The organism is Nostoc sp. C057, assembly GCF_013393925.1.
Taxonomy (GTDB): domain Bacteria; phylum Cyanobacteriota; class Cyanobacteriia; order Cyanobacteriales; family Nostocaceae; genus Nostoc; species Nostoc muscorum_A.
In genome coordinates, this window is the sequence record NZ_CP040281.1 from 1,554,704 (window position 1) to 1,568,582 (window position 13,879).

Here is a 13,879-nt window from a genome sequence, read left to right on the forward strand (position 1 = left end):
TATGAACTATCAGCAATATCTAGAACTCAAAGGTGAACCGCCCGGCTTGCTTGCCGATGGGAGATTTGGGCTACTTGTTCGAGGTGATGAACAAGAAGCTGGAATTCAAGTCCCCGGAGAGGAGTTAAATTAGATGGATACCGTTGGCATCCATTGAGATTGTCGGGCGATGGTGCGTTGATTGAAACAGCAGACATGAATGAGAAGCTTTGACGGATATCGCCACAGAGAAGCATTCTTGCCTGATGAAATATGCTGCTGAGGATGGCAGCGAGGTGGAGTGGATCTGGAACTCACGCGACGGTGTGACACCATTACTTGTGTGAATAACTGCGCTGGGGGCAAGATGCTAAAGCACATTGACTGGTATTTAGACCGTCGCATCTTGGATTATCAGCCACCAGCGTGTGAGCGCATCTTTGTTGATCTGTCGCCCGAAAGAGCAAGACAGAAAGTACAGCACCGAGTAGCCCCCCCCTAAGATAGGGATGATTGCGCCTCGAAGGCATCTACAAAGTGTATGGCACAAAAGAGAATGCGGTTGAGGGGTTTATCGCTGATTCCAGAGAAAGGGAGGCCCCTGATTTAGCAGAGTTTAGTAGCCTGTCCATCACCTAGTAACGATACCTCAAACCCATCTCAGCACAAATAAGAAACAGTCTGATCGCCATAGCTTCACCTATCTTAATCCCGTGATCAGGCCACTGTATCCAGCCCCCATTCAGTGCCACCTTGTGGTAAACCGCAAAATCCTGGTTAAACCCGGGATTCTAGCTACATAGCAATGTTCGCCCCGGCTAACGTAAAGTCTAGCCCCTGGCTTGATATCGCTGATGGCTGCTTCTGAGGTTCGCAGGTAATTCATAAACCAAGCGTAGTTGCTGCTGGAATCTGTGGGGTTAGCGTGTAAATATTGATTCGTGGTCGATACAGAGCTATGCCCCAACGTATCGCGTACCAGCGCCAGGGGAGCGCCTTTGATGGCGTATGAGTCGCATGCATATGCCTCAACCCAGTGCGCCGACACTTCTGGGTTTATCCCAGCAAGAGTTGCTGCCTCTTTAATTATCCGATGAGCTGCCATCCGGTCAATAGGCAAGCTTTTGCTGTTGGTAAAAACATACTCTGTGGCGCGTAGCTGCTCTAGCTCCATCCCACCGCTATTGGTACAATAATACCGTCCGCATTTTTAGAACCTTTACCTAATACAGCTGAGGCCTGAATTTCACCACTGTCGCAAGCTCAGAAAATCAACCCACTGTTAAGACAACACGCCTCACTTAATTCCGCATTCCAGTAGCGTACATAAGCTTCAACAAAACAACGTGATCGCACTGGCAATGATGGGTGGTTGATTAATTTTAATACCTCAGTTTGTCTGAGGATGCGTCCTGCCAACGAATTTTAGCTTTGTGGGATACGCAGTGTAAGCTCGCTACGTTGAAGGATGCAATTGCTTGGCAGCAAAAGTAAAAAGGACTTCACTACATTTAACTTGGTACGAGCAGAAGATTCCTTGATGCCAAGTTCATTAAGATGTATAGCGTAAGCTTTGCAAGTCTTCAAGGGCGATTTCCCCCAATGACTTACCCACGTAATTTAAAAAGTATTCTGCGTTTCGACGGTAAGCTGATGCTGTAGTGGAGCCGTCTCGCCGTGCAACCACATATTCATTAAAGTTTGGTCGCTGGAAACGCGAGATAGTTCAGACAATTGTGTTTTGGCGCAAGTGCTGGGCAAAGCAGAAGTTCCCTTGTTTTTATTGGCGCGAACATTTGTCCGGTAATGTAACAAGTCCCCCATTCAACATAGGGACTTTCATTCTCAAGCCGCAATCTTCCAACTCTTCAAGGCCACCCGCGACTTTTTCCCCAAAAGCTTTTCCAGCCGAAAACCCAGGCACACGGGTCGCCGCAATCTCCATCTTTTCATTGGTTTTCCGGGTTGCGTCCTTCACGGGCTGCTCTATCTCGTGGATTGAAGCTCCCAAACCCCACCAACGTCACCTTGTCGCCACTGGCTACAGCTTCAATAATCGCTTCCAGCGCAGCAGTCAAGACCGGCATCAGCTTGTTTTTTGGTAACACCAGTTTTGTCAGCGATCGCATCTACTAATTCACCCTTGTTCATTTTCATACCCTCAAAGCACTGGAACAAAGGAACTCTAGCACTGTTACCTCTTTTACAGGGAAGGGGGAAAAGGAATAAAAATACTTGCGTTTTATGAATATTAACAATGGTGAATTACTCTCGCGGCTGTTTGATGAGCCAAAGCTGGTAACAGCGCTAAACCAAGTGATACCCTATTTCAGTATTTAAGGAACAGACTATCTTAAATTTAAGGTCGCGAGTATTTCATCGCTTTTGACTCTGCTGCGATATCGCCAAGAACCTTTTTCTTAAATTAAAGCCACTTCTAGGCTATGAAATATGTTTAGAATGTGAAGAAACTGGAGCGAATAATATGGTTGCAATTGCAGAAAGAATAGCTGTTGATAATAGCGCCACAAAAACGAGATTCTTGAGCCTAGAAACGTTGGCAAAGCTACTACAAGCACATCGCCAACTGAAGTGAAAAACTACTTGGCAGAGCTAAAGAAGTAATTCACCCGATGGAAGACGGATCGGAGATGATAACCGAAAACGCCTTGATAGTGTGGTCTTGCAAGGTCTTTCAAGGATGATACATCTTCTATTACTACAGCAATAACAGAGGCTCCTAGCAAGGCAAAACAACTCGCAATTCTACGACAAAGCTATTAACTCAAAAACTAGCCTCCATGACATTGCCAAAATTATGGGGAACGCAGGTTCTGCTAACTTAACCTCAAAGGGATTCAAATAACTCTTGAAAACTTTTTCAACAAGGTGCGATTAGAGGATACGACCATTGTTGATGCAGTTTCTGCCGCCTTATTGAAGGCACAAGTGAATTTTGGAATGGCACTTAGAAAAGAGCTACTAGCAGCCTTACAAGCGCTCATTCAAGGGTTTTGGACATCTCAGAAGTAGAAACTCTAAAGCTTATTATTGCTGGAGCTCAAGCTTACCTGGAAAAACAAGCACTCAAGAAACAGAAGAAGTTCAGAGTTAATATATAGATCTAATTAAACCCTATCTCTTGACGAAAAAGGGCAAGGATTTAAAGGCATTTTTTTGAGCGTGATGGTTGATATTTCTCGTTAGCATACCGATAGCTGAAAAATAGCAAATAAACGTAATGCGATCGCCTAAACTCTCTATCAAAATGCTTGTTAGCGGTTGCGGACAGGGCGATCGCTAATTAGGCTCGGCTACGCGTGCTTAAGGCAGCGTCCGCACATTGACCAGCTTTATGAGGTTTTAATGATCAAATTTGGTTGCAGCGCTGCAAGGCGGTGGAAATCTATACGGATCCGGATTGTCGGAAGCTAATCTCAATAGGTTGAGTTCAACGATGAACCTATATTTTTTGACTTCGGCTATACTAGGGCATCCTAGAATTATTTGGATTGATTTATACTTTAAGCGAATTTGAAGGAACCCTCTGAAATTGCTACAAATGCTGGATGCAGTTAATGATTCGCTGTAATTCCTTTTATTGACGAAAAGCATGGCGTAACAGGAGAAACGTTAAGGGATTTTCCCGATCGCAAAAGAACCAGCCGCAGGGAATTGAGAGGAACACCATTCTGGAGCTTTCAAGCTAAGACTGAAATCACCAGTCCCAATGATATGCAATTGTTTCTTTCTGGACGAACCGAACAGGAGATTGAGCAATACTCTTCAAGACAAGTGGATTGATCGGGATCTCGGACAAAGCTGACATGCATAAGGGATTTGAGGAAGCGTTAACCCAACAATTGAGTTTGTAACCTTGCAAGCCCAACATGAACTTCTTGAGGGAATTTTAAGCATGTTACACTCCCTAGGAAGTGATGTAGCTCTTGCCTCCCACCAATCTCCAACTACCCATCCTCGACCCTCTCCCTTGCGGCTGCTGCATATTCAGGCACCCAAGGCTTCTGCTGCTGATTGCTGGAATAATTTGGAAGGGCGAGAGGGCTTATCTTCCCAAAGAACCAAGGAACTGCCCTAAGCCTGGAGCGATCGTGATCCGCCGCACCACTTTTGACAATCGCTTCGAGCCTGCAATCAAAGACTACGCAGGACTTTTTGAGTGTATTCAGCCCTCAACGATGATACCGCCCAAATCATCCTGGGATAACCAGAATAACATCGACCTGATGGGCAATGACCTCTGGACATTTTTTTTCACGAGGTTGACCAATATTGCTTGCGCGATGGCTGGTGTGGGTGATGGTGGAACACCCTCCCGAAGACCCAAATATCAATTCTCAGGCGGATTTATTGGAGAGCGATCGCTGCCCATACCTGGTTTTAGTTGACCGCCGCGATATTCTCAACTGGCAAACAACCAAGATAAATGGCAAACCCCCAGTTAACGCGAGTGACTATCCGCGAAACCCGATTAGAGCCAGATGGGGATTGCGGCGAGAAGGAAGCCGTTTATTATCGTGTGCTGATTCCAGGTGAGTACTTCGTTTTTCAGATCATTGAGGGCAAGGGAGAAGCACAATTACTACTGGTGGAACAAGGGACAACGAGTCTTGCAGAAATTCCCTGGTTTATTATTCGGTAACTGAAAGCGGTTTATTCAATGCCAAAGCGCCGTTTCTGAATCTGGCAAAGCTCAACATTGAGCATTTCCAGAAACGCAGCCAGTTGAATGAAGTGCTGAGAAAGTGCAACTTGCCACTTAAGGGGGTGGAAAGGTTTAATCAGAACGGTAGATGACATAAAGAAAGTCCCCCATTGGAGATTACCCCAACTCGGTGTTAGATATTCCGGCGGATGGGGACTTTTTTCTTTGCTGAACCTAGTGGTGTGGCGATCGCAGCTTCCAAGGACGACATCAAAAACCTAGAAGCCGCGATGGACAGAATGACTCTGGACTTCTTGACCAGTGGTGAACATCAAAAAGACAGCCACAGAAGTGCTTTTGGACTCTACCAAACCAGCGCCAACCTCAAAGGCGATGTCCCGCCGGAAGGAATCAGCGATGCAGCAGATTTTTAAACTTTGGGTGGCTTACACCGGGGAAACCGAGGGCGGCGGCATCACCCAGGATGAAGACTTACTTTCTGTGCCACTGACCCCAGAGCAGATAGATAAGTTAGAATCCCTCGCCAATCTTGGATTCATTAGCCAGCGCACACTATTGCTGCTACTGCAACGAGGTAAAACATTGCCCTGACAATTTGACATTGATGCTGAGGTGGCAATGACTGAGAAGGTTCAACAAAAAAGATGAGGTATTAGCGGCGTGATTTTAGAGAATCCCCAGCAGTCTTGCCAGGAATGGCAACGCATTCTCAAGCTTCAGGACTGGGAGGTGTCAGTTATTAAGGATCTGCGGGTTAATAGTATCCCGACTAGATGGGTTTCGACTGCGCTCAACCCTCAGCCATCGAGAGTTGAGCGCAGTCGAAACTCGGTTTACTGGTACTTTATTTTTACGCAAGTCCCTTATCGCCTCTATCGACTCAATGGATGAAGCCGAGGGGCTGGTCACTTGGGATATAAACAAGAAAATTGCTGACATCAAGCTAGTTAAACCCGAAGAGTATCCATTTGATCAAATGCGCCCTTATGAGATGGAAGCAGTGCTGGTTCATGAATTGCTGCATCTGCATTTTGCCCCTTTTGATGCCAAGACTGAACTCCAAAGGGAGTAGCCCAGGAACAAGCAATTAACGCGATTCGCCCACGCATTGGTGAAACTCAAAAATGCGTCACAGCAGCCCACTCTATGACTTACAGACTCATATCCCCAGAAGGCAAAATCGTGGAGTTTAAGAGTGTTACTCGTTTTTGCCGCGAACACGGATTAAATGTCGCCAATGTCTATAACGTTTTGCGCGGCGTAGGTAAAGTTTGCCACGGCTGGCGGCTTGTAGATCCTTCCAAACCTTATCAAGCGCGAAAAAGAAAATGACTATCCAATCTGGACAACCCCTAACCCTAGCCCAACTCCAATCTCTCGCCACCATCCGCCAATCTGATGTTGATGAGATGGTCAAGCGATCGCCACCTCATGAAAAATTTTTCATAAATGCCATACCAGTTCGACCCAAGTAGCCATAGATACCGCGACCTAGAGACAGGGCGCTAGGGCAAGGCTAGATAAAATCGAGGCTGAATCTGAATATTTGGTCAATCAAGTTTTGCAGATAATGGCTGATTTAAAAGCTGTGGAGAGGGCGATTGTGAGTGAGCCGATCGCCTGTCAATTCAGCACTCAAAAAAGCTGATGTCCTGGAGTGGGAGACGGGTTCTAGAAGTGCAGGAATGTTTGCCCAACGTGATGAATTGATTGAAAAGTTAAGATATCAACTAGGTTTACCACCAAGCCCAGATTCGATGGGTGGAGGTGGGGGATGTTGTTGAGGAGTTAGTTAAAATGATAAAACCGATGCGGACTCAGAAAGATGCTTTAGTTTTAGGGGTTATCGAGCTATTTAAATGCTTTAGGTTAAGCCCAGAACAGGCTTATCAAGTACTAGATGATGCGAGAGATGCGATCGCCTTGGCGGTCGAGCAAAAGACAGACAACTCCGAATGTATTGCAAGAGAAGCTGTTTTAACAATATCTTTCTCACCTAATAGCTTGGTTGAAGTTTCATCGCAAGTTGACACTAAAGCCACACCAATACTTCGAGACTAGCGAGATAGTGAAAAATTTTTCAGGTTCTATTTACTAATGCCGATTAACTTTAGCAAAGTCTGCTTCTCTTTGTATGCACCTGGCAGCACACCCAATAACCCTATAAATCTGCTGATGATTTAATCCAGATTTATACCAAAGTTTATTAAAGAATTCTTGCCAATCATGATCGCCAATCCAGTACCAAACCTCGAAGATAAATTCGTTGCCGCGCCAGACACAGAGTGTTTGATATCCACCGTGCCAGTCTTCCTGGTGAAGTTCAGTTACTGTACTTGAAAATCTCTCAAAGTTGTCTGGTAAAGAGTTTAGAAGATTTCTGTCCATAAAAGGGAATCATTGCAATGAAGTTTCTTGCAAGAAATTATACTCATGTCAGGCTCTCTAAGCGATTTTTGCGAAGCACAGCTACTCAATCAACTATTCGGTGGCGTGCCCTACGCTACACCCAATACACTGTATTTTGGCTACATGGTAGGCGTACCTGGTGAAACTGGCCCTGGTGCAGAACCCAATTCCGGCGGATACCAACGCATTGCCGTTACCAACAACACCACAAATTTTGCTGTTACAGCGAACCAAATCAAGTCCAACGCCACAGAAATTCAGTTCAGCGAAGCATCCAGCAATCACGGCTTGGTACAAGCGATCGCAGTCTTCGACTCACCCACCAGTGGCAACATGCTGGTGTATTTTCCCTTGAGCAGCCCCATCAACATCACCGTCGGAGATGCAATGCGAATTCCGGTCGGTTCCTTGACTGTGCAATTTGCAGCCGGCGGTTTGAGCAATTACGTCAAGAATGCGCTGCTCAACCAACTATTCGGCAACGTACCATTCAATGTGATTACTGCTCTGTATACCGCTTACGCTACCAGTAGCCCCACAGATGCACTAGCTGGCACAGAACCTAGTGGCAACGGCTACGCACGAGTTAGCGTAACCAACAATACCAACAACTTCCCCATCGCCACAGTGGGAAGCAAAACCAACGCCACAGACATCGCCTTTGGCGAGTCCACGGGTTCTCAAGGGACTGCAACTCATGTACAGCTATTCGACGCTTCTAGTGGTGGCAATTACCTCGGACGCTATGCCCTATCTCCTACTCAGGTAATTAGCGCTGGCACAATCCCCACAATTCCCGCCACTGCCCTCACTATCACTCTTGACTAATGACAAACCTTGCATCCGGCGTTATTGCATCCACTACCACCGCCGACATCAGCACAATCAAAATCCGCAAGAATTTCGGCAAGCCTGGGGTAATTGCCACAATCACAACTGCCAGCGTGGGGGCATTGGGTAAAAACGTTCTGTTAAGCCCGACGCAGTTGCCTTTACCTCTGGTTTATCCGGCACACTCAAACGGAAGCTACATTTTCCCGCAGGGGCGATCGCATCCGTCACCCAATCTCAAGTCAAATTTTTCCTCAATGTCTCTCCTGTAGCCCCTCCCAAAGGTTCATTGCACAGGGCGGATTTGAGTACTTTGCTGCAACCAGGTTCCTCAGCACCTGTCTTCAGTGGTTCAAGACTGGTGAGGGGAGATTTAACCCCTGTATCGTTCAAGATTCAGGGACAAAAGTTAGATGGCTTGAACGCTGAATTTACCGCCAAGCGCAAAGACGATCCTCTGGCTGCACCAATTATCAAAACTGGGTCAGCGATTCATCAAACAGATCCGGCGGTGGACAATCAAACCAAGGTTGAAACTGTGATGGGGAGTTTCTATATTGAACCTGCCGACACAGAAGACTTTCCCGACTCTGAAGTGGAATTGAGTTTCGTTCTCAAATTCAGCGATGGCAATGGTCGAGTTTACACTGTGGTATCTGGAAGTTTCACAGTTTATTCGGCAGGTTAAGCAGGCACATCATGCCCACCACTTGGAATGAAACGCAGTCCGAACTACCTCAACCATCAAGCACCGTAGTTCTTGATAGCTTTGAAAATCGAGTATTTGCTAAATTCGAGCAAGAACATTGGCTGTTGGACATATCGCCCATCAATAAGCTAATTCATTGCGATCTTGATTGTTTCCCTTTGTGGAGATACCCGACAGAGCAAGAATTACGCGATTTTGAATCTTTAAAGCTTCACAATCAACTAACAAGATTAGGTTAAACCATGCACTCAGAAGAACTAGAACTAGCAAAAATTGCATATAAAGCTTACGGGCAAACAACGGATTTTAAAAACTATCAAGGGTTGCCTATGCCTGAATGGGAAAGCCTACCTGAGAAAATTCAGCAAGCCTGGATAGCAGCATCGCAGGCAATATCCAATGAATTTTATTTGGTGCTTGGTAAAGCTGTCCTTAACAATGAAGTGCTGAGAAACGCAATTTTAAGTCAGCTTCCGCATCAGTCAGAATTCAGAGAAACGATTCTCAGCCAACTTCCTCCTCAGTCATGACATCTCCCTTCTCCAGCTTTGAAAACACCACACTCACTTTTCAGGTTGCTGACGGCACTTACGCCACTAACGCCGTCGGCAACCGTTCTCTTAACACTAAATCTGAAATCATCAAAGCTGTCCTCAAGCCTACAACAGATACCAGCACAGTTAACCGCTATGCCAACGAAATTCAGCAATTTGCTGGCGCTGATGGTCATGCAACGTTGCTAGAAGGTTACTTGGTTGAGCTGCAAGTTTACCCCAAAGGGGTGGAATTTTTAGCAGAAGCTGATATTGAAATAAATGTGATGATCGGCAAGCCAGAAACGGGGAGATTTAAGTTATTGCCAGTGGTGCAATCTCCTTATGTGGTGGCGATGGGGATTGATGCAATTACACCAATTCGGGGGGATATTTCGGAGGAACTGATGCCACTTGCCAAAATCAAAGTTACCCCCGCAAAATACAATCCATTTATCAGCGATTTTCGGCATTACTACCACATTCATATATTTGAAGCCAAAGCCGAAATGTGGGAAACTGGAGCTAAATTATCGCCGTGGGATAAAGATGCTGATGGTGGATATGGAGCTATCACAATCCCAAGACGGCGAGAAAAAATATGATGGCGGAAACTGGATTACTGCGCCAAAAATAGGGGATGTACTTTTTTACAAAGATTGCCTTGGCTCTGAGTGCGTTTCACACGAGGCTGTCCACATGGCAACCAATTATCTTAGATTCAAGAATCAATTATTGCTGACTGACCAAATTGATGATAATGAAGAGAAGTTAGCCTACTGCATTGGTAGCTGCACGCGGCAGATTGTGGATAATTTGTATAAATTGAGAATATTATGAATCTCCATCTTTCAACAGCAAAATACGATAGCGTTTTATCCTATAAAACTTATATCCATCCAGGGAAAGGACATCCGGGAGAAGGGTACACACCTTTTAACGCAATAAAAGATTGGGTTGCGAGAACTACTACAACTATTGAGCTTTATGAAAAACAGCAGATATCTCTTGGAAGGTTTGCAGAGCTACTTGGAATTTCACTAGAAGAAGCAAAGGAATTTTTGAGAGCGGAAAACATACCCCTTGATTTGGGTGTAGATACAAATAAGGAGCTAGAAGAAGATATAAAAAATGCCTAACATCAGTATCAATTCAAGTAAGTTAAACTCCATCATCAACCGCGCTTTTGATGTGGCCGTAGATGCGCTTGCTGATTCATTTCAAAACGCGATCGCTTCCGACATCTGGGAATGGCCGCGTGAAACCCTCCGCAACAATGGTGACTTAGTAGGCAGTCCGCGAAATATTTTGGATGAAGAAGAATTATATAATTCTCTGGTGATTGCCCGAAGCGCCAATGCTGCTGAATACACTTGGGAATCCGATCATGCTGCGATCATTCATGATGGCGCGACTACCAAAAACGGCACAGAACTACCTGCAAGACCTTGGACAAAAGTAGGATTAGAAGAGTGTGACGCAGCAGAATTAATGCAGCAGCAGTTGAATAAACTTCTATGACCAGTCCTTTGTATGAACACCCTGAATATCCAATCGGCAGTCGTTACGAACTAATAGGCTTAAGCGACTCTTTCTCTGTGGTTGAGCATAGCTTTTTATCGCTTAGGGTTAAGTATCAAAAAGCAATGAAACTATATGGATTGGCACTAACGAAATAAGATACTGGCTTGAAAGCTGTCAGATTAGCAAGTTGTTATGAATTCACAATACTTTTTAGAGGCGGGTTACAGACAGTATCAAGAAACTGGCTTTCGCCATGCTGACTTTCTACTGCAAAAACGAATTTATGACGTTATTGGCACAAAATATTTCTTGAACATCTATGTTTACAACATAGAAAGCAGAGAAGCGTTTGACTCAGAGGTAAGGTTTACTAAAAATCTCAAGCTTTATTGCATAACCGTTTCTAAGTTCCAATCAGTAGAGGAAATCGAAAAGATATTTGAGGATTTGTGGGAGCGAATGTGCTTCGACTATCAAGAGCGCACTTCATGAAAAATTTTTCATGTATCATCAAAAATTTGCATCGGCATACTCTTTTAGCCTATTAATAACTTTCTCGTAATCGTTCACAGCAATCATTTTTGTAGAAGTAACGCCAAACTCCAAAAACACCGCCCTTACTTCTCGCTCCCGCAAGCCAAGTTCTTTGTATGCGATCGCCCACAGCCTACCAGCTTGGGCTTGAGAAATAAACATTTAATAAGTAAATAGATGATTGATATTCTTATTTTACGAGCCGACGTGCTGGCAATATTAGAAGATTCATTAGGAACTTACACCTTTCCTGATCGCACCACAGCCCCATCGATCGCCTGTCTCCCCGACCCAGATAAAGGCTGGAATTACCCAGAGAATGGCACTAAAACTTCAGGCTTAGAAGTAGTAATTAAACAGCCATATCCTGACGTGAAATCGAATATTGGGGGCGATCGCACCTTCACAAACACTTGGGAAATTCACCTCAAGCAGTGGGATACAAATAAAAGTTTGGTGGAGGTAATTGGACTATTGAGTGGAGATTTACCTGCCTATTACCTAATAGAAAGAGTCAGTCCAATGCCAGCTTCTGATAAATTATTGACTGTCGAACAATGCAAGATTTTTATTAAAGATTGGCAGGTGAGGGAACCCTGACCCCGGATCAGAATCTCCGGAGATCAGAATGAGCAAGACTTTTCAAGTTGGTGCGGGCAATAAGGTAAAGCTGTATGTGGCGCTGTTACCACTGGGCGATCGCACCGAGCCAGAAGATGTGAGTATTACGGCTGCCAGTGGCATCACCAGTGCAGCAACTAGCGTGACTGTAACTGCTTTGACAGGGGCTATAGCTGGTGGCACACCTTTAACCTTTGACAACGGCACAGACACGCTGACTGTTTATCTAACAGCAGATGCTCTTATTGGAGCTACTACGATTGCGATCGAGCCTGCAACAGCAGCATTAACAGGCAGTTCCACTGCTGAATATGTGGCAAAATTGCGGCTGCTTGGTGGTACTCAATTGAGCGCAAAACTTAACAGCGATCGGGCTGATGTATTGGTTTTTGAAGATGTTCTTGGCTACAAAGACGGTGCAATCACTGGACAATCCTGGGAACTGCCTTGGACTGCGAATTTACTTTCCAGTGATGAAGCTTTCCGTCGAGTTTTTTTTGCTGCAAGCAACGCTGTTTCCGGGCGCGAGGTTTATGTTTGGCAGCAAGATCCACCACCCGCAGGTTATGCCGTGGGCGATGGCTTAAAGGGCGCTACGGTCGTGATGAATCTAGACAAAAGTCTCACCAGTACAGCGATCTGCACAGTTACATTTTCTCTAATGGGCCAAGGTTCACCAACAATTACCCGCTATTCCTTGGTTTAATCCTCCACACACAATACCTGTTCAGAGCGTCCCTGTAATCCAGTGGCGCTTTTTATTTGGGGAATTTTTAACTAGTACACCAACCTTGCCAGAACAATGGCGATGCCTACGGCGCACTAACGTGAACGCACCCCCCAAAAACGACTCTCGCCTCGGCAAAGGATACTCCTATCTATTTGCGCTTTTTTTGACAACCCTGATCGCGGCTCAGTCTACAGATATTTCCTTCAAATTTAGCAAGTCTGGGATTGAATTTTGCGATCGCCTCCCGCGAACTCAATGCCCAAATCTTCTATCCCTGTGTTGTGCTAATCGCTGGAATTTTGGGACTTCCCACAGACACCATTGCACTCGCTTTAGGGCAATTTTTGACCAAGGGGCGCGAGTAATGTGGCAGCTACTTGGCTCACAAAACTACAACGATGGATTAAGCAATTATTCAAGGGAAAGAAAAAGCGTCGCAGTTCCCCAAAAATTATCAAGCGATGGTACGGAAAGGACTGCGCTGTTTTGCGAATTGAACGTACCACGCCAGGGGGACTTAGCACCTATCGCGTCACCTCAATACATGGCGAGTGTGACTACCTCATCACCCTTGACTATCTCCCCGAATTGCTTGCAGAGATGGCTGGGGAATTCAACGGAACCTCTTTCCGTCTGCGATCGCATGATAATCAGTATAATCCTGCGCTCACGCATCGCTTTGCAATATGGCGTGTCTGGCGCAATGGCGATTCTTCTCCTGTTGGTATTTGGGACTGCGATCTTCAGGGGTTCACCCAAGGCTTTGCCCTCAGAGAACTTGCACCCCGTCGCGCAGTCGCGGGTGTTGCCCTAGCGCCGCTTTCACTTATTCATATTCAGAAAAATCCCAAACTTTCATGGCAAAACCAGATGGAGCATATAGACTGGCTTTTGCTCTTAGAACAGAGGATTAGAGGAGAGCTTTCAAATCCGCATCATAACTTGAAAGCGATCGATGTCTTGCAGGATTCTGAATAATTTTTCAGGAGCGACCTGCTCTGTCTTAGTGAATTATAGAGCAGCGATCGCAGCAAGCTATGAGAAATCTACCCCCCGTGATAACTTTTACTGTTGCTAATGGTGTACCAACATCTTCTACCTGGCTGTAGCAAAAAAGGTCTACTTTAGTAACGATTCCGATGTTTCTGATCCCTGAAGATACTTCAATTGAATGAACATATTCATTAAGTGAAGGAACCCTTGCAACAAAAGCAATCTCATTAAGCAAAAACCGTTCGCTACCGTCTTTTTCTTCAAGCCACCACTCAAAACAAACTCTTACCATTTTTATTACCCAAGTGATAGCCCTCACGCATTCCGTT

Annotated in this window: 31 protein-coding genes and 1 pseudogene; 24 read left to right on the plus strand and 8 right to left on the minus strand. The window is 45.3% G+C overall.

Going from position 1 to position 13,879, the window contains the following annotated elements; translation table 11 throughout:
• Window position 1: 1 nt before the first annotated feature.
• Window positions 2-133: a hypothetical protein gene (locus tag FD724_RS40665; protein WP_256874474.1), complete on the plus strand. Its 132-nt coding sequence runs from the start codon at window positions 2-4 to the stop codon at window positions 131-133.
• Here the strand turns inward: FD724_RS40665 and FD724_RS06820 are convergent.
• The 4 genes and pseudogenes from FD724_RS06820 to FD724_RS06835 form a co-directional block, all read right to left on the minus strand.
• Window positions 130-384 (minus strand): hypothetical protein, encoded by a 255-nt coding sequence (locus FD724_RS06820; protein ID WP_179072058.1) that lies wholly within the window; start codon window positions 382-384, stop codon window positions 130-132. The two genes, FD724_RS40665 and FD724_RS06820, sit on opposite strands and share 4 nt — an antisense overlap.
• A 337-nt stretch (window positions 385-721) precedes the next feature.
• Entirely contained in the window at window positions 722-1,153 is a 432-nt protein-coding gene (locus FD724_RS41985; protein ID WP_179072059.1) for a tyrosine-type recombinase/integrase, read from the minus strand.
• 446 nt (window positions 1,154-1,599) lie between these two features.
• A complete protein-coding gene (locus FD724_RS06830) occupies window positions 1,600-1,803 on the minus strand; it encodes a hypothetical protein (protein ID WP_179071152.1) in 204 nt (67 codons plus the stop codon).
• A 55-nt stretch (window positions 1,804-1,858) separates the two neighbouring features.
• A pseudogene (locus FD724_RS06835) lies at window positions 1,859-2,130 on the minus strand (HU family DNA-binding protein); the annotation flags it as partial.
• A 1,765-nt stretch (window positions 2,131-3,895) separates the two neighbouring features.
• On the opposite strand from FD724_RS06835, the gene FD724_RS06840 reads away from it, so the two are divergent.
• Genes FD724_RS06840 through FD724_RS06850 form a run of 3 tightly spaced genes read left to right on the plus strand, consistent with a single transcriptional unit; the run spans window position 3,896 to window position 4,642 of the window.
• Window positions 3,896-4,078, plus strand: coding sequence for a hypothetical protein (locus FD724_RS06840; RefSeq protein ID WP_179072060.1), 183 nt, complete (start codon window positions 3,896-3,898; stop codon window positions 4,076-4,078).
• Window positions 4,079-4,091: 13 nt separating this feature from the next.
• Window positions 4,092-4,388 carry a hypothetical protein gene (locus tag FD724_RS06845; protein WP_179072061.1) on the plus strand — a complete coding sequence of 99 codons (297 nt, stop codon included), beginning with the start codon at window positions 4,092-4,094 and terminating at the stop codon, window positions 4,386-4,388.
• A 38-nt stretch (window positions 4,389-4,426) separates the two neighbouring features.
• Window positions 4,427-4,642, plus strand: a complete 216-nt coding sequence (locus FD724_RS06850; RefSeq protein WP_179072062.1) for a hypothetical protein — start codon at window positions 4,427-4,429, stop codon at window positions 4,640-4,642.
• Between the two features lie 11 nt (window positions 4,643-4,653).
• Here the strand turns inward: FD724_RS06850 and FD724_RS06855 are convergent, their stop codons facing one another.
• Window positions 4,654-4,800, minus strand: a complete 147-nt coding sequence (locus FD724_RS06855) for a hypothetical protein (RefSeq protein WP_179072063.1) — start codon at window positions 4,798-4,800, stop codon at window positions 4,654-4,656.
• Window positions 4,801-4,854: 54 nt separating this feature from the next.
• Between FD724_RS06855 and FD724_RS06860 the strand changes: the two genes are divergently transcribed.
• From FD724_RS06860 to FD724_RS06890, 7 genes are all read left to right on the plus strand, one after another.
• Window positions 4,855-5,079 (plus strand): hypothetical protein, encoded by a 225-nt coding sequence (locus tag FD724_RS06860; protein ID WP_179072064.1) that lies wholly within the window; start codon window positions 4,855-4,857, stop codon window positions 5,077-5,079.
• The gene (locus tag FD724_RS06865; RefSeq protein WP_179072065.1) at window positions 5,063-5,257 is read left to right on the plus strand and encodes a hypothetical protein; all 195 of its coding nucleotides are present in this window, start codon (window positions 5,063-5,065) and stop codon (window positions 5,255-5,257) included. The genes FD724_RS06860 and FD724_RS06865 overlap by 17 nt, the downstream gene beginning before the upstream one ends.
• A 220-nt stretch (window positions 5,258-5,477) precedes the next feature.
• A complete protein-coding gene (locus FD724_RS06870; protein ID WP_179072066.1) occupies window positions 5,478-5,738 on the plus strand; it encodes a hypothetical protein in 261 nt (86 codons plus the stop codon).
• A 74-nt stretch (window positions 5,739-5,812) separates the two neighbouring features.
• Window positions 5,813-5,998 carry a hypothetical protein gene (locus FD724_RS06875; RefSeq protein ID WP_179072067.1) on the plus strand — a complete coding sequence of 62 codons (186 nt, stop codon included), beginning with the start codon at window positions 5,813-5,815 and terminating at the stop codon, window positions 5,996-5,998.
• On the plus strand, window positions 5,995-6,141 hold the full coding sequence (locus FD724_RS06880) for a hypothetical protein (protein ID WP_179072068.1): 147 nt from the start codon (window positions 5,995-5,997) through the stop codon (window positions 6,139-6,141). Before FD724_RS06875 ends, FD724_RS06880 begins: the two co-directional genes overlap by 4 nt.
• Window positions 6,142-6,273: 132 nt before the next feature.
• The gene (locus FD724_RS06885) at window positions 6,274-6,450 is read left to right on the plus strand and encodes a hypothetical protein (RefSeq protein WP_179072069.1); all 177 of its coding nucleotides are present in this window, start codon (window positions 6,274-6,276) and stop codon (window positions 6,448-6,450) included.
• 13 nt (window positions 6,451-6,463) lie between these two features.
• Window positions 6,464-6,727, plus strand: coding sequence for a hypothetical protein (locus FD724_RS06890; RefSeq protein WP_179072070.1), 264 nt, complete (start codon window positions 6,464-6,466; stop codon window positions 6,725-6,727).
• 33 nt (window positions 6,728-6,760) lie between these two features.
• Here FD724_RS06890 and FD724_RS06895 read toward each other — a convergent pair whose 3' ends face one another.
• Complete coding sequence (locus tag FD724_RS06895; RefSeq protein WP_179072071.1) at window positions 6,761-7,054, minus strand: hypothetical protein; 294 nt, start codon at window positions 7,052-7,054, stop codon at window positions 6,761-6,763.
• A 45-nt stretch (window positions 7,055-7,099) separates the two neighbouring features.
• Here FD724_RS06895 and FD724_RS06900 point away from each other — a divergent pair, with 45 nt between their 5' ends.
• The 9 genes from FD724_RS06900 (at window position 7,100) to FD724_RS06940 (ending at window position 11,164) form a co-directional block, all read left to right on the plus strand.
• Window positions 7,100-7,903, plus strand: coding sequence for a hypothetical protein (locus FD724_RS06900; RefSeq protein ID WP_179072072.1), 804 nt, complete (start codon window positions 7,100-7,102; stop codon window positions 7,901-7,903).
• Entirely contained in the window at window positions 7,903-8,178 is a 276-nt protein-coding gene (locus FD724_RS06905) for a hypothetical protein (protein ID WP_179072073.1), read from the plus strand. The genes FD724_RS06900 and FD724_RS06905 overlap by 1 nt, the downstream gene beginning before the upstream one ends.
• A gap of 32 nt (window positions 8,179-8,210) precedes the next feature.
• Window positions 8,211-8,594, plus strand: coding sequence for a hypothetical protein (locus tag FD724_RS06910; protein ID WP_179072074.1), 384 nt, complete (start codon window positions 8,211-8,213; stop codon window positions 8,592-8,594).
• Window positions 8,595-8,605: 11 nt separating this feature from the next.
• Window positions 8,606-8,854, plus strand: a complete 249-nt coding sequence (locus tag FD724_RS06915; protein ID WP_179072075.1) for a hypothetical protein — start codon at window positions 8,606-8,608, stop codon at window positions 8,852-8,854.
• A gap of 3 nt (window positions 8,855-8,857) precedes the next feature.
• Window positions 8,858-9,145, plus strand: coding sequence for a hypothetical protein (locus tag FD724_RS06920; RefSeq protein WP_179072076.1), 288 nt, complete (start codon window positions 8,858-8,860; stop codon window positions 9,143-9,145).
• Window positions 9,142-9,753: a hypothetical protein gene (locus FD724_RS06925; RefSeq protein ID WP_179072077.1), complete on the plus strand. Its 612-nt coding sequence runs from the start codon at window positions 9,142-9,144 to the stop codon at window positions 9,751-9,753. Before FD724_RS06920 ends, FD724_RS06925 begins: the two co-directional genes overlap by 4 nt.
• A gap of 231 nt (window positions 9,754-9,984) precedes the next feature.
• On the plus strand, window positions 9,985-10,287 hold the full coding sequence (locus tag FD724_RS06930) for a UPF0175 family protein (protein WP_179072078.1): 303 nt from the start codon (window positions 9,985-9,987) through the stop codon (window positions 10,285-10,287).
• The gene (locus FD724_RS06935) at window positions 10,280-10,669 is read left to right on the plus strand and encodes a hypothetical protein (protein ID WP_179072079.1); all 390 of its coding nucleotides are present in this window, start codon (window positions 10,280-10,282) and stop codon (window positions 10,667-10,669) included. Before FD724_RS06930 ends, FD724_RS06935 begins: the two co-directional genes overlap by 8 nt.
• 195 nt (window positions 10,670-10,864) lie before the next feature.
• Entirely contained in the window at window positions 10,865-11,164 is a 300-nt protein-coding gene (locus tag FD724_RS06940) for a hypothetical protein (RefSeq protein ID WP_179072080.1), read from the plus strand.
• An 18-nt stretch (window positions 11,165-11,182) separates the two neighbouring features.
• Here the strand turns inward: FD724_RS06940 and FD724_RS06945 are convergent, their stop codons facing one another.
• On the minus strand, window positions 11,183-11,368 hold the full coding sequence (locus FD724_RS06945) for a hypothetical protein (protein ID WP_179072081.1): 186 nt from the start codon (window positions 11,366-11,368) through the stop codon (window positions 11,183-11,185).
• Between the two features lie 15 nt (window positions 11,369-11,383).
• Here FD724_RS06945 and FD724_RS06950 point away from each other — a divergent pair, with 15 nt between their 5' ends.
• From FD724_RS06950 to FD724_RS06965, 4 genes are all read left to right on the plus strand, one after another.
• A complete protein-coding gene (locus FD724_RS06950; protein ID WP_179072082.1) occupies window positions 11,384-11,806 on the plus strand; it encodes a hypothetical protein in 423 nt (140 codons plus the stop codon).
• A gap of 28 nt (window positions 11,807-11,834) precedes the next feature.
• Complete coding sequence (locus tag FD724_RS06955; protein WP_179072083.1) at window positions 11,835-12,533, plus strand: hypothetical protein; 699 nt, start codon at window positions 11,835-11,837, stop codon at window positions 12,531-12,533.
• A gap of 248 nt (window positions 12,534-12,781) precedes the next feature.
• Entirely contained in the window at window positions 12,782-12,922 is a 141-nt protein-coding gene (locus FD724_RS06960) for a hypothetical protein (RefSeq protein ID WP_179072084.1), read from the plus strand.
• Between the two features lies 1 nt (window position 12,923).
• Window positions 12,924-13,535, plus strand: a complete 612-nt coding sequence (locus FD724_RS06965; RefSeq protein ID WP_179072085.1) for a hypothetical protein — start codon at window positions 12,924-12,926, stop codon at window positions 13,533-13,535.
• Between the two features lie 25 nt (window positions 13,536-13,560).
• Here FD724_RS06965 and FD724_RS06970 read toward each other — a convergent pair whose 3' ends face one another.
• Window positions 13,561-13,842 (minus strand): hypothetical protein, encoded by a 282-nt coding sequence (locus tag FD724_RS06970; protein ID WP_179072086.1) that lies wholly within the window; start codon window positions 13,840-13,842, stop codon window positions 13,561-13,563.
• Window positions 13,843-13,879 lie beyond the last annotated feature (37 nt).